The 12,051-nt window shown below is 56.0% G+C and carries 15 protein-coding genes and 1 tRNA gene; 12 read left to right on the top strand and 4 right to left on the bottom strand.

Annotated features, from left to right (window positions below; translation table 11 throughout):
- Positions 1 to 75: 75 nt before the first annotated feature.
- From hisZ to hisE, 10 genes are all read left to right on the top strand, one after another.
- A complete protein-coding gene (gene hisZ / locus D1159_RS06505) occupies positions 76 to 1,245 on the top strand; it encodes an ATP phosphoribosyltransferase regulatory subunit (protein WP_161844868.1) in 1,170 nt (389 codons plus the stop codon).
- Positions 1,242 to 1,892 (top strand): ATP phosphoribosyltransferase, encoded by a 651-nt coding sequence (gene hisG, locus D1159_RS06500; protein WP_161844867.1) that lies wholly within the window; start codon positions 1,242 to 1,244, stop codon positions 1,890 to 1,892. The genes hisZ and hisG overlap by 4 nt, the downstream gene beginning before the upstream one ends.
- Positions 1,889 to 3,163 carry a histidinol dehydrogenase gene (gene hisD / locus D1159_RS06495; RefSeq protein WP_161844866.1) on the top strand — a complete coding sequence of 425 codons (1,275 nt, stop codon included), beginning with the start codon at positions 1,889 to 1,891 and terminating at the stop codon, positions 3,161 to 3,163. Before hisG ends, hisD begins: the two co-directional genes overlap by 4 nt.
- 13 nt (positions 3,164 to 3,176) lie before the next feature.
- Entirely contained in the window at positions 3,177 to 3,758 is a 582-nt protein-coding gene (gene hisB / locus D1159_RS06490) for an imidazoleglycerol-phosphate dehydratase HisB (RefSeq protein WP_347563646.1), read from the top strand.
- Positions 3,755 to 4,363, top strand: coding sequence for an imidazole glycerol phosphate synthase subunit HisH (hisH, locus tag D1159_RS06485; RefSeq protein ID WP_161844864.1), 609 nt, complete (start codon positions 3,755 to 3,757; stop codon positions 4,361 to 4,363). Before hisB ends, hisH begins: the two co-directional genes overlap by 4 nt.
- Complete coding sequence (hisA, locus tag D1159_RS06480) at positions 4,360 to 5,082, top strand: 1-(5-phosphoribosyl)-5-[(5-phosphoribosylamino)methylideneamino]imidazole-4-carboxamide isomerase (RefSeq protein ID WP_161844863.1); 723 nt, start codon at positions 4,360 to 4,362, stop codon at positions 5,080 to 5,082. Before hisH ends, hisA begins: the two co-directional genes overlap by 4 nt.
- Positions 5,076 to 5,837, top strand: coding sequence for an imidazole glycerol phosphate synthase subunit HisF (gene hisF, locus D1159_RS06475; protein WP_161844862.1), 762 nt, complete (start codon positions 5,076 to 5,078; stop codon positions 5,835 to 5,837). Before hisA ends, hisF begins: the two co-directional genes overlap by 7 nt.
- Positions 5,838 to 6,026 (top strand): hypothetical protein, encoded by a 189-nt coding sequence (locus tag D1159_RS19150; protein WP_202620975.1) that lies wholly within the window; start codon positions 5,838 to 5,840, stop codon positions 6,024 to 6,026.
- Between the two features lie 261 nt (positions 6,027 to 6,287).
- A complete protein-coding gene (gene hisI, locus D1159_RS06465; RefSeq protein ID WP_161844934.1) occupies positions 6,288 to 6,620 on the top strand; it encodes a phosphoribosyl-AMP cyclohydrolase in 333 nt (110 codons plus the stop codon).
- A complete protein-coding gene (hisE, locus tag D1159_RS06460; protein WP_161844860.1) occupies positions 6,617 to 6,946 on the top strand; it encodes a phosphoribosyl-ATP diphosphatase in 330 nt (109 codons plus the stop codon). Before hisI ends, hisE begins: the two co-directional genes overlap by 4 nt.
- Positions 6,947 to 7,003: 57 nt before the next feature.
- Here hisE and D1159_RS06455 read toward each other — a convergent pair whose 3' ends face one another.
- From D1159_RS06455 to D1159_RS06445, 3 genes are read right to left on the bottom strand one after another with little or no spacing between them, the layout of a single operon-like run.
- Positions 7,004 to 7,258, bottom strand: a complete 255-nt coding sequence (locus D1159_RS06455; RefSeq protein WP_161844859.1) for a hypothetical protein — start codon at positions 7,256 to 7,258, stop codon at positions 7,004 to 7,006.
- Positions 7,259 to 7,303: 45 nt separating this feature from the next.
- Positions 7,304 to 8,431 (bottom strand): peptidoglycan-binding protein, encoded by a 1,128-nt coding sequence (locus D1159_RS06450; RefSeq protein ID WP_161844858.1) that lies wholly within the window; start codon positions 8,429 to 8,431, stop codon positions 7,304 to 7,306.
- 15 nt (positions 8,432 to 8,446) lie between these two features.
- Positions 8,447 to 8,821 (bottom strand): spore cortex-lytic protein, encoded by a 375-nt coding sequence (locus D1159_RS06445; RefSeq protein WP_243152158.1) that lies wholly within the window; start codon positions 8,819 to 8,821, stop codon positions 8,447 to 8,449.
- 155 nt (positions 8,822 to 8,976) lie between these two features.
- On the opposite strand from D1159_RS06445, the gene D1159_RS06440 reads away from it, so the two are divergent.
- A tRNA-Pro gene (locus D1159_RS06440) sits at positions 8,977 to 9,053 on the top strand.
- 190 nt (positions 9,054 to 9,243) lie between these two features.
- Positions 9,244 to 11,781 (top strand): DUF4268 domain-containing protein, encoded by a 2,538-nt coding sequence (locus tag D1159_RS06435; protein ID WP_161844856.1) that lies wholly within the window; start codon positions 9,244 to 9,246, stop codon positions 11,779 to 11,781.
- Between the two features lie 44 nt (positions 11,782 to 11,825).
- Here the strand turns inward: D1159_RS06435 and D1159_RS19145 are convergent, their stop codons facing one another.
- A complete protein-coding gene (locus D1159_RS19145; protein WP_202620962.1) occupies positions 11,826 to 11,993 on the bottom strand; it encodes a hypothetical protein in 168 nt (55 codons plus the stop codon).
- Between the last annotated feature and the right edge of the window lie 58 nt (positions 11,994 to 12,051).

The raw sequence follows: 12,051 nt of genomic DNA, 5'->3' as shown, positions 1-12,051 counted from the left end.
GTTGTCCTTGACAATACCCTGGTAATGTAGTATATTAGCGTGGTAAAGTGATAAAGCAAAGGAGACTTATTCCACATGAAGTACAGCATCAACACACCGGAGGGCACGCGTGACCGGCTCTTTGCCGAGTGCCATGACCGGCGGAGTGCCCAGGCGGCGCTGACGGATCTGTTCCTGCGCCGGGGTTATGCGGAGGTCAGCACCCCTGAGGTGGAGTTTTACGACCTGTTCCTCCAGTCCGGGAACCCCGTGCCCCAGGAGGCCATGTTGAAAATTATTGACCGCAGCGGAAAGATTATGGTGATGCGGCCGGACTGCACCGCCCCCATCGCCCGGGTGGCGGCCACCAAGTTAAAGGGCCTGCCCTTACCTCAGCGCCTGTACTATACCGAGACGGTGTTCCGCTCTGATGGAGAGCACCGGGGAGGCAGCAGCGAGATCGCCCAGTGCGGAGTAGAGCTCATCGGCGGGGCAGGGAAGCGGGCCGACCTGGAGATGATTGCCATGGCAGTGGACGCCCTGCGCAGCTGCGGCTTAGCCCGGTTTCACATTGAGTTGGGCCACGCAGGATTTTTCCGCTCTCTGGCCGCCAGGATGGATATGGCTCAGTCCCAGATAGAGGAGATGCGCACCCTGATTGAGGGGAAAAATTTCGCAGCCCTGGGGGATTTCCTGGAGCCCTGCCGGGACCAGCCCGCCTGCGCCGCCCTCAAGCGGCTCTCCCGCCTGTTCGGCGGGGCAGAGGTGCTGGAGGAGGCCCAGGCCTTGGCGGGAGAAAACGAGGCCCTGTCCTATTTAAAGGCCCTATATGAAACGCTGAACGGGGCGGGTTACGGTCCCTACCTCCGCTTCGACCTGGGCTTGGTCCACCAAATTGACTATTATACTGGGGTGGTTTTCCGGGGCTATGTGGAGGGAGCAGGGGACGCCGTCCTGTCCGGCGGGCGGTATGACAGTCTGGTGGCCTCCTTCGGCCGGCCCGCGCCTGCCACGGGGTTTGCGGTGGATGTAGATGCAGTGGCCCGGTGCCGCCCCAGCGCGGAACTGCCTGGGGTGACTATGGTGGTTCATTTTGAGGACAGTGAGCTGGATCGGGCCCTTGCGGCGGTAGACGGACGCTCTCCCGGCACCTGTGAGCTGTCCCACTGCGCCGCGCTGGAGGACACGTTGGCCCTGGCCCGGGCCAAGGGAGCAAAACGGGTGCTGGTGCTGGAGCCCGGCAGAGAGAGGACGGTGGAGCTGTGAGTCAGAATTTGCGTATCGCCCTGACAAAAGGGCGTCTCCAAGACAAGAGTGTTGCCCTCTTTGAGGCCATGGGACTGGACTGTTCCCCCATTCAGAAACCGGGCCGCCGTCTGGTTCACACCCTGCCCAACTATCCCCTGGAGGCGGTGCTGGCTAAGGCCCCGGATGTGATTACCTATGTGGAGCATGGGGTGTGCGATCTGGGTATTGTGGGAAAAGATACTATTTTAGAGCAGGGCCGCTCTTTCTATGAGGTGCTGGATCTGGGGTTCGGCCGGTGCCGGTTCGCCCTGGCTGTCCGGGAAGGAAGCGACTTCTATGACACCTACAAGACCCGCCGGATTGCCTCCAAGTATCCCAATGTGACCCGAGTTTTTTTTGAGCGGAAGGGTATGGACGTGGACATTATCAAGATCGAGGGTTCGGTGGAGCTGGCCCCTATCCTGGGCTTAGCTGACGGCATTGTAGACATTGTGGAGACGGGAGCCACTTTGCGTGAGAACGGCCTTGTCCCTATTGAGGAAGTGGCCCAGGTCAGTGCCCGGCTGATTGTGAATACTGCCAGCATGAAGCTGCACAAGACCCAGATTGAGGATTTTATCGGCCGGTGCGAGGCCGAGCTGGAGAAGCGGAGGAACCAGGCATGATACAGATTGTCCCAGCGGACGGGAGGGCGGAGCGCGGCGTCATTGCCGCTATGCGCGCACGGACCGCCGAGAAAACCAGACAGATTGAGACAACAGTGAGCGCCATTGTAGAAGCGGTGCGGCAGGAGGGCTTTCCTGCGGTAGAGCGCTACACCCTGCAGTTTGATCATCAGGATCCCCGGGAGATCAGCCTGGACCGGCTGGATGCCGCCTACGCCGCCAGTCCAAAGCCTTTAATTGCGGCCATGGAGCACGCGGCCGCCAACATCCGAGACTATAACGAAATGCTCCTGACCCGGAGCAAGGAGTGGACTTCTCCCGACGGCGGTGTAGTGGGACGGGTGGTCCAGGGTCTGAGCCGGGTGGGGGTCTATGTCCCTGGGGGCACGGCGGCCTATCCCAGCAGTGTGCTGATGAACGTTATCCCGGCCAAAGTGGCTGGCGTAGAGGAGATCATTATGGTCACGCCCCCCACAGAAAACCTGAATGACGCAGTGCTGGCCGCCGCGAAGATCGCCGGCGTGAACCGGTGTATTGGCGTGGGCGGCGCTCAGGCGGTGGCCGCCCTGGCCTACGGCGCGGGGTTCATTCCAAAGGTGGACAAGCTGGTGGGGCCGGGGAACGCCTATGTGGCCGCCGCCAAGCGGCAGGTCTATGGAGCGGTGGACATCGACATGGTGGCCGGTCCCTCTGAGGTGCTGGTCATCGCCGACGAATCCGCCGATCCCAAATTCATTGCCGCCGACCTGCTCAGCCAGGCGGAGCACGACAAATTGGCCTCTGCGGTGCTGCTCACCACCAGCGCCGCCCTGGCGGAGGCGGTGGATCGGGAGATTGTCCGGCAGACCGGTTATCTCAGCCGCAGTGAGATCATGGAGTGCTCCCTGCGGGACTTCGGGTGCGCCATTGTGTGCCGCAGCTTGGAGGAGGCCGCAGAGCTGGCCAATGAGGTGGCCCCGGAACACCTGGAGATTATGACGGAGAATCCCAGGCAGCTGCTGCCCGCTATCCGCAATGCCGGGGCGGTCTTTTTGGGGGCGTGGTCCCCGGAGCCCTTGGGGGACTACCTGGCCGGACCTGACCATGTGCTGCCCACCAGCGGTACGGCCCGTTTTTTCTCCCCCCTCAGCGTAGACAGCTTCCTGAAGACCATGAGCGTTGTAGAATACAGCTGGGACACGCTGGCCCCCATCAAGGATCACATTATTACGTTGGCTGAGAGCGAAAAGCTGACCGCCCATGCAAATTCCATCGCGGTCCGGTTCGAGTAAGGAGGGAGCAGCCGTGGAACGGATTTCGTCCCAGACCCGCAGCACAAAAGAGACTCAGCTCACCCTCAGACTCTGTCTGGAGGGCGGCCCTGTGTCAGTTCAAACTGGAATTGGATTTTTTGATCATATGCTCACCGCCTTCGCCTTCTACGCCGGCTTCGGCCTGGAGCTGGCAGTGAAGGGGGACCTGGAGGTGGACGGCCACCATACTGTGGAAGACACCGGTATTGTCCTGGGCCAGGCTCTGCGGGAGGCCCTGGGAGACAAGCGGGGGATCCGCCGGTACGGCACCAGCTTTATCCCCATGGACGAGGCGCTATGCCGTACGGTGCTGGATTTCTCCGGTCGGGCTTTTCTGGTCTTTGATGCGGAGATGCCTCAGGGGGTCATCGGCGGCTATGACGCCTGCCTCACTGAGGAGTTTATGCGGGCGCTGGCAGTCAATGCAGGACTGACACTGCATCAGAAGTGCGAATATGGGAAAAATGCCCACCACATTACGGAGGCACTTTTCAAGTCGCTGGGCACGGCCATGAAGGAGGCCGTACACCAGGAGGGAAGCGGCGTTACCTCTACCAAGGGGGTGTTGGCGTGAGCAAAATCGCCATTGTGGACTACGGCGTGGGCAATCTTAAAAGCGTGACCAACGCTATGGACTATTTGGGACTGAACTCGAAGATCACAAAGGACCGGGATGAACTGGAGCGGGCGGACGCCATTCTGCTCCCGGGAGTTGGGGCGTTCCCCGACGCAGCAGAGCGTCTGCGGGGCAGCGGCCTGGACCAGTTGGTCATCAGGCAGGCGGAGCGTAAGCCCATTTTGGGTATCTGCCTGGGGATGCAGCTCCTCTTCGATTGGGGAAATGAAGTTCGAGAGTGTAAAGGATTAGGGCTTGTCAATGGCTCTGTTCAGAGAATTCAGACGGAATTGAAGCTGCCCCATATCGGCTGGAACCGTCTGCGTTTTCCCAATCCATCACCGCTCTTTGCCGGCCTGGAAGAGGGGGACTATGTCTACTTCGTCCACTCCTTCTGCGCCTTGGCCAGCCGGCCAGAACAGGTAATCGCCGCAACAGACTACGGCACCAGTGTGGTTGCCGCAGTGCAAAATGGGAACGTCTTTGGCTGTCAGTTTCACCCGGAGAAGAGCGGCGAGGCAGGATTACAGATTCTAAGAAATTTCGGGGGGCTGAACCGATGATTATCTTACCGGCCATTGACTTGAAAGATAGTAAAGTTGTTCGGCTTTACAAAGGAGATTTTGCAACTGTCCATCAGGTGGCAGAAGATCCCTTGACTACAGCCAGAGCCTTCTACGAGGCGGGGGCCCGTTTTCTCCATATGGTGGATCTAGACGGGGCAAAGGACGGCCAGCGGAAAAACAGTGCGATTGTTCGGGCGGTTGCAGAGCAGTCCGGCCTCAAGGTGGAGTTGGGGGGCGGAATTCGCTCTATGGCTGACCTGGAAGCGGTCTTTGCTCTGGGGGTGTTTCGGGCGGTAATTGGCTCGGCGGCGGTCAGCGATCCGAACTTCGTCCAGGCCGCTGTAGATCGATACAGGGACCGCATCGCGGTTGGGATTGACACACAGGACGGAAAGGTACGTACCGCCGGCTGGGTGGAGAACTCTGGGTTAGACTATCTGATGTTTGCAAAAAGAATGGAGTCAGTAGGTGTAAAGACAATTATCTTTACAGATATTGAGACAGACGGCACCCTCTCCGGTCCGGCTTTTTCCCGTCTGTCCGCTCTGCAATCCGTCTACTCCGGCCAGATTGTAGCCTCCGGGGGCGTATCTGTTTTGGCGGATGTCCAGAAGCTGCACCAGATGGGACTCTATGGGGCGATCATCGGAAAAGCCTATTACGCCGGTACCATTGATCTGGCCGCCGCAGTACGGGAGGGGGGCTCCCAGTGTTAGCCAAGCGAATTATTCCCTGCCTGGATGTGAGAGACGGCAGGGTGGTCAAGGGGGTCAATTTCGTCAACATTCGGGACGCCGGGGATCCCGTGGAGCTGGCGAAGTATTACTCCGACCAGGGGGCGGATGAGATTGTCTTTTTGGACATCACCGCCACGGTAGAGGCCCGCCAGACAGTGGCGGACATTGTGGAACGCGCCGCCAGCCAGGTGTTTGTTCCCCTGACCGTAGGGGGCGGCATCCGAACGGCAGACGATTTTCAGCAGCTTCTCCGGGCTGGGGCGGACAAAATCTCGGTTAACTCGGCGGCGGTGGCCAACCCAATGCTTCTCTCCCAGGCGGCAGAGCGCTTTGGCTCCCAGTGCGTGGTGCTGGCAGTGGACGCCCGGGCCAGGGAAGGCGGCAGTTGGGAGGTAGTGGTGGCCGGCGGCCGCAAGCCCACCGGTCTGGACCTGATCGAGTGGGTTCGCCGGGGTGAGGCTCTGGGAGCGGGTGAAATTTTGCTCACCTCTATGAATACTGACGGCACAAAGGCGGGCTTTGATATAGAGATGACCAAAGCGGTGGCCCAGGCGGTTCATATCCCGGTGATTGCCTCCGGCGGCGGCGGGACCCTGTCCCACTTTGCGGAGGTCTTTCGGGAGACCAGCTGTGACGCCGCCCTGGCTGCGTCCCTTTTCCACTTCGGAGAGCTGACGGTCCCCCAGGTGAAAGACTATTTGAGGGAACAGCAAATCCCCGTCAGGAGGGGCTGAATGGAGCTGCTTTACTGGAATTCCTTGTTAGAGGGGCACATCTGGCAAGATAGGCTGGGGCTGACCACCCGCTTACTGGGAGATGCGGCGGGTTCCCAGGGTTTCTATGTCAATGTGGATACTGTTCCGCACCAGGCAGGAAGAGTTCTTTCTGGTGCTGTCGGGGACTGGAGTGCTTCGCACACCTGAGGGGGAGCGGACCATTTCGGCAGGCGCGTTTTTCTCCAAGCAACCGGGGCCCGCCAACTGCCACAGCGTATTCAACCCAGGTCCGGAGCCGCTGGTCCTTTTGGATGTGGGTACCCGGCCGCAACGGGATCTTGTGTGTTATCCAGACGAGGAAATCACCCTCCGTCAGCCGGAACGCCGGGCCTTTTATCAGGACGGCCGTCCGGCTAAGGGGTGGAGCTCTGCTCCAAATGAAATGAGAGAATAGGAGGCACTTTTGTGCTGGAGTTAGATAAACTGTTCCAAAAGTCCAATCTCATCCCGGTGATCATCCAGGAGGCGGATACGCTGGAGGTTTTGATGCTGGGCTTTACCAACCGGGAGGCGGTGGAGCTGACCCGAAAGACCAAAACCGCCTGGTTTTGGAGCCGCAGCCGCCAAAAGCTGTGGAATAAGGGGGAGAGTTCCGGCCACTATCTCCACGTCCGGCGGATGGTGACGGACTGTGACACCGACACGCTGCTCTATTTCTGCAAGCCAGACGGCCCCATCTGCCACACCGGTGCAAGAAGCTGCTTTTTTAACGAACTGCCGATGGAGGAGTCAGTGAAATGAACCAGGATACTTTAAACCAGCTCTACCAGGTCATACAGACCCGTAAAAACAGCCCGCAGGAGGGCTCTTACACCTGCTATCTCTTTGAAAAGGGACTGGACAAGATTTTAAAAAAGGTGGGGGAGGAGTGCTCTGAAACCATCATCGCCGCGAAAAATGGGGAGGCCGCAGAGACGGTGGGAGAGATCTCCGATCTCATCTACCATCTGATGGTCATGATGGTTCAGCAGGAGATCCCCCTATCCGCCGTTCTGGAAGAGCTGGACCGGCGCAGCCAGAAGATTGGAAATCTGAAGCAGTTCCACACTGTAGATCGGGAGAGCTGAGGAGAGCAATCGGTCCAGCCTGATAAAGCGGTTGTTTCATCAGGCTGGACCTGCATATTATAGATTTAATTGGCACATCCGCTGCAAGGCGGTCAGAGCTTGGTATAAATCGCGGTCCACAATTCCGGTCTGCGCACAGCCCAGCTTGCGCTGAAACCAGTACACGTTCCGGACCGAAGGACCAGTATGCAGTCCTGTTACAGGGGCTGCCTCAATCTCGGAAAAATACTGGGACAGGTTCTGAAAGACATACTGGGTCTGGCGGCACAGCTCGCTGTGAACACCGGGTGCCGTGGGGTAAGTCTCTGTCATAAAGTTAACCTCCATAGATAGCAGGGATAGCAGGAAACAGAGCGGTTATTGGGGGGCCGGAGGGAGCTCTACCTCTGGAAGCTGGATGTTTACGGTGGAGCGAATGCCCTCATAGGCGCGGTAGAGCGCCAGCCAGGTCGTAGCGTTTACTGTTCCGGTGGCGGGAAGGCCGGCATACTGCTGAAACGCCAGTACGGATTGGCGGGTGTCCTCTCCATAGATACCATCTGCCGCCGCAGTTGTCACCTCTGGGTAAAATTCCGCGATAACAGACAGCATGTATTGCAGGATGCGGATATCCTCCCCCTGATCTCCAAAGGACAGCTGTCCGTCGGCGGGCTCCTGAAGGACGATGCCATAGAATGTCTGTCCCTCGCTGACCAGCTCGGCCAGGTCCCGGATGCCCACGTAGAGGTAGACCAGCTTATACCAGGTGGCGTTGCCCACAATACCGTCAGGCGTTAGATTGAAGATCCGCTGAAAGGCCAAAACGGCTCGCTCTGTAGCGGCATCAAACACTCCGTTTGCGGGTTGAATGCGGGGGAGGGCAGGGTAGTCCCGGGCCACCTGGTTGAGCATAACCTGGAGCTGCACCACGCTCTCTCCCGAATCGCCCACCCGCAGGGGCTGGCCGGGATAGGAGTAGCGGATGCCCATGACAGGCGCGTTCGTAACTACTTCAATATTGTCTCCGTAATAGTAATTCAGAATATCCATTGTGTCATAACCCTGAAGAGCCAGTTCCTGGCTGCCCCACTGGGACAGGCCGTCACACTTGCTGGTGGTCCCGTTGCAGAACTTGGCGGACAGGGGCTCTACAAAACCGGTGCGCCGTAAGTAGGAGTTGAACATCTCGTCTACCATTCGATCAACATTTTCAAAGGTGCTGCGGTCTTTGATGAACTTTTGGTCATTGGCAGTCTCCGACGTAATATTGAACGGATATCCCTGGCTGGGATAAAACTCTGTATAAACCCGGTTCAAAGCAAACGAGATAATAGCCAGAATGTTGGCCCGTATGGCGGCTGGTTCCCAGGTAGGGTAAATCTCGCTGGAGGCTACATTTTTAACATAGTCAGGGAAGGAAACTGTTACATTTTCCGCGTCCGACTGAGGCGTTCCCATATGAACCGTAATATATTGGGGGATGTAGGGGAGAACGGTAGCTGGCATAATATACTCCTCTCTTTACTGCGGCTGAGGGGCGTCATCATCGCAGGGCTCCTCCTCAGCCGCAGCCAGCGGAACTGGAACCAGCTCAATGTCCTGAGTACTTACAATGCCTGGAAAGACACGAACATCCCCAATAATACTGCACTCGTAGCCAGATGCCTCTGTCCAGATATTACATAGGGCATAGGGCGTCTGTGTGCCGGGAGAGGTGCTCTGCGAGAGAGCCGGCGTGGCCAGCCGGACTGGCGCGGTTTTTCCGCTGTCGTCCGTTACGCGCACCGCCAACAGGGTCTGCCTTCCGTCTGCACAGTTCTGCGTAAAGGCCACCGTCGCCCCCTGGATGGGCAGACGGGCGTAAGATGTATATACATATGTGACAATGCTTCCCATGGAACCCAAGATATATCCCTCCTTCTTTTTATCCTATGACCACCGGCGGAAAAAAGTGAGGATATGGAAAAATAAAAACAAAATTACGTCTCGCTCTTGCAAAATAGGAAAGGCTGTGGTATATTAAATAAGTCGTTTCCGTGAAATAATTTTATCCGGGTGTGGCGAAGTTTGGTATCGCGCTTGAATGGGGTTCAAGAGGCCGCTGGTTCAAGTCCAGTCACTCGGACCATCTCATGATAATCCGAACGCTATCCTCCAAGTTGGGGACGGGTTCGGATTTATCATTTCTGTCGAGAATATTCTTTAACAACCAGACGCAGGAGTTGTAGATATTCCTGCGTCTGTGCTTATTCCTCGGTTGACTTGTGTATGAAAAACCTGTAAAATAACTTTGCACATAAAGAAAAGGGGGCCACTCCATGAAGGGATATGAGCAATGGCTGATTCAGTATATGGGCGGCAGCGCCCATCTCATCATTCCTGTTTACCAGCGCAACTATGACTGGAAGATTGAACAGTGCCGTCAGCTGTACAACGATTTGGTTTCGGTTGCGCGGAAAGGCTTGAACAGCCACTTTTTCGGAAGCGTTGTTTCGGTCAGCGACCCAGGCGGGCAAATGATGGATTATCTGATTATCGACGGCCAACAGCGTCTCACCACGGTTTCCCTGCTGATGCTTGCGATGCACCGTTTGCTGGAGAAAGGTGTGGTACAGGCTGAGCAAAAAAATCTGTCCTCTCTGTTGCTCAAGAAATATCTGATCGATGAATTTGAGAATGACAGCCAGAAAATCAAACTCAAGCCAATTAAAGACGATCAAAAGGCGTTTGTCAGTTTGTTTGACGCTGACGCCGAACAAATCGTGGAGTCTAACCTCACCATTAACTACCGCTATTTCCGCGACCGCATCCAGCGGCAGGAAATTTCCATCGACGCACTTTACAGCGCCATCAGCAAATTGCAGATCATCAATATTACTCTGAACCACGAGGATGATCCGCAGCTTATTTTTGAGAGTCTGAACTCCACCGGTCTTGCACTGAGCGAAGGGGATAAGATTCGCAATTATATTCTGATGGGACTTTCGCTCCATGAACAGGAAGTCTATTACACGAAGTATTGGAACGAAATCGAGAAGAATACGGGCTACGATGTCAGTTCTTTCGTCCGAGACTATCTTAGCATCAAGCAGCAGATGATACCCAACTTGAAAAATGTCTATCCCGGCTTTAAGACTTTCCGGCAGGAGGCGGAGCGGAATGGACAAGCCACAGAGGATGTTCTGAAGGAGATGCTCGCCTATGCCAAACGGTATCGCAAGCTGATCCAGCCGGATGTTGTTTCCCCCAACTCCACAGAGCTGGACTGGTGTATTTATCGTCTGAACCGCCTGAAAACCACCGTTACCCGACCGTTCTTCCTGGAGATATTGCGGCTGGGGGATGCCGGGACGCTGAGCCAGGCAGACATCCTTAAAATATTCCGACAGACAGAAGCTTACCTGTTCCGGAGGACAATCTGCGACCTTCCTACCAACGCGCTGAACAAAATCTTCCTGTTTTTGCACCGCGACATTATTAACTTGGATGGAACAGCGGACAACTATTGCGAAAAGTTCACCTACACGCTAAATGGCAAGCGGGAGTCGGGACGGTTCCCGGCAGATGAAGAATTTCGTATGGCACTGTCCCAGAAAAGTGTCTATCTGATGCGGGGTGAAAATAAAAAGTATCTCTTCGAGCGGCTGGAAAACGGCAGTCTGAAGGATGGTTCCATTGGCGTTTGGAACAAGCTGGACAGCGGTGACCTGTCCATCGAGCATATCATGCCGCAAACATTGACTCGGGGCTGGGCGGAAAACCTGGGGGAGGATTATGAGCGCGTTTACGAGCTGTGGTTACACCGGCTGGCAAATCTGACCCTGACTGGATACAACTCCGAGTACCAAAACGCTCGTTTCCCGGAGAAGAAGACAATGACTGGCGGATTTGAGGAGGGCGGTCTCCACATCAACCGCTGGATCAAAAATCAGATAAAATGGACGGAGGCGGAGCTGGAGCAGCGGGACGCTATTTTGCAGGATGAGGCCGTGACGCTCTGGCCCAGGCCGGAAACCGCCTATTGCCCACCGGTGCGCCAAATGGACCGCGTGACGCTGGAAGAGGACACACCTCTGACGGGAAAAATGATTTCACGCTATATCTTCCATGGCATCGAACAGCCTGTAGGCAGCTGGGCTGAGATGTATCAGCAGGTTTTGATGCAGCTCCATGAAAAGGATAAGTCTGTGTTGACCCGTCTGGCCCACAGCAGTGATCCTAATGAGGATATGTCCTCTCATTTTTCCAATCAGCCGGATCAGTTTCACTCCTCCCGGAGGATCGAAGAGGGGATTTATGTTTTGACCGGGACGGACACGCAATCGAAAATCAATATGCTGAAAAAGCTCCTTCCCCTTTTTGGTGAGGAACCGGAGCAGTTGATGTTCTGTTTGGATGAGACAGAACAGGCAGACAATGTTGCGGAAAGACGTCATGCCCTCCGCAAGAAGTACTGGCAGTATGCTATGCCGGCCATCCGGGAGGCCACTGGCACCTTTACATACAGCGGCGATACTACCAGCAACAATGTGGCCGGAATCACTTCTGTGTCAGGAATACAAGCACTTTGTGTAGCGAATTTTAATTCCGCCTTCGTGAAGATATACATTGACGTAGGCGATAAGCAGAAGAACAAAGCTATCTTTGACCAGCTTCTCTCCCATAGAGCGGAAATTGAGGCCGCATATGGTGGCGCTTTGACGTGGAATCGTTCGGATGAGACCCGCGCCTCACAGATTTCGGATGAATTGGCAGATGTCGGCATTGGTTCGGAGGAAGATTGGCCTCAGATGGTACGGTTCCATTCCGCACAGATGTCAAAGCTATTGAAAGCTGTCCAGGACTATCTGAAATAATCAAATGTTGGTGGACCGGAAGCAATCCCGGTTCACCAATATTTTTACTGTGCTGCTTTGACCTGCTGTTCCTCTTTCCACTTGCGGAACTCCCGCTGCCCTTCCTCGCTCTCAAAGAATTTCTGTATCTCCGGGAGCAGGACCCTCGCCAGAGCCTCCACCTCGTGGAGTGGGATGCCGGTGCCGTGGTCATTGGGTTTCTTTTTTACCAAGCATTGTCCTCCATCCGTTATGTGATTTGAGTGCAATGTCCAGCATCACTACAATCTG

The organism is Pseudoflavonifractor sp. 524-17, from assembly GCF_009935845.1.
In the GTDB taxonomy this organism is placed as follows: Bacteria; Bacillota; Clostridia; order Oscillospirales; family Oscillospiraceae; genus Pseudoflavonifractor_A.
This window is presented reverse-complemented; position numbering and strand designations above follow the sequence as displayed.

Excerpts from the sequence above, each read along its gene's own strand:
- hisZ (WP_161844868.1), top strand. The coding sequence starts at position 76 with ATGAAGTACAGCATCAACACACCGGAGGGCACGCGTGACCGGCTCTTT.
- hisD (WP_161844866.1), top strand. The coding sequence starts at position 1,889 with ATGATACAGATTGTCCCAGCGGACGGGAGGGCGGAGCGCGGCGTCATT.
- hisA (WP_161844863.1), top strand. The coding sequence starts at position 4,360 with ATGATTATCTTACCGGCCATTGACTTGAAAGATAGTAAAGTTGTTCGG.
- D1159_RS19150 (WP_202620975.1), top strand. The coding sequence starts at position 5,838 with ATGGAGCTGCTTTACTGGAATTCCTTGTTAGAGGGGCACATCTGGCAA.
- hisE (WP_161844860.1), top strand. The coding sequence starts at position 6,617 with ATGAACCAGGATACTTTAAACCAGCTCTACCAGGTCATACAGACCCGT.
- D1159_RS06455 (WP_161844859.1), bottom strand. The coding sequence starts at position 7,258 with ATGACAGAGACTTACCCCACGGCACCCGGTGTTCACAGCGAGCTGTGC.
- D1159_RS06450 (WP_161844858.1), bottom strand. The coding sequence starts at position 8,431 with ATGCCAGCTACCGTTCTCCCCTACATCCCCCAATATATTACGGTTCAT.
- D1159_RS06445 (WP_243152158.1), bottom strand. The coding sequence starts at position 8,821 with ATGGGAAGCATTGTCACATATGTATATACATCTTACGCCCGTCTGCCC.
- D1159_RS06435 (WP_161844856.1), top strand. The coding sequence starts at position 9,244 with ATGAAGGGATATGAGCAATGGCTGATTCAGTATATGGGCGGCAGCGCC.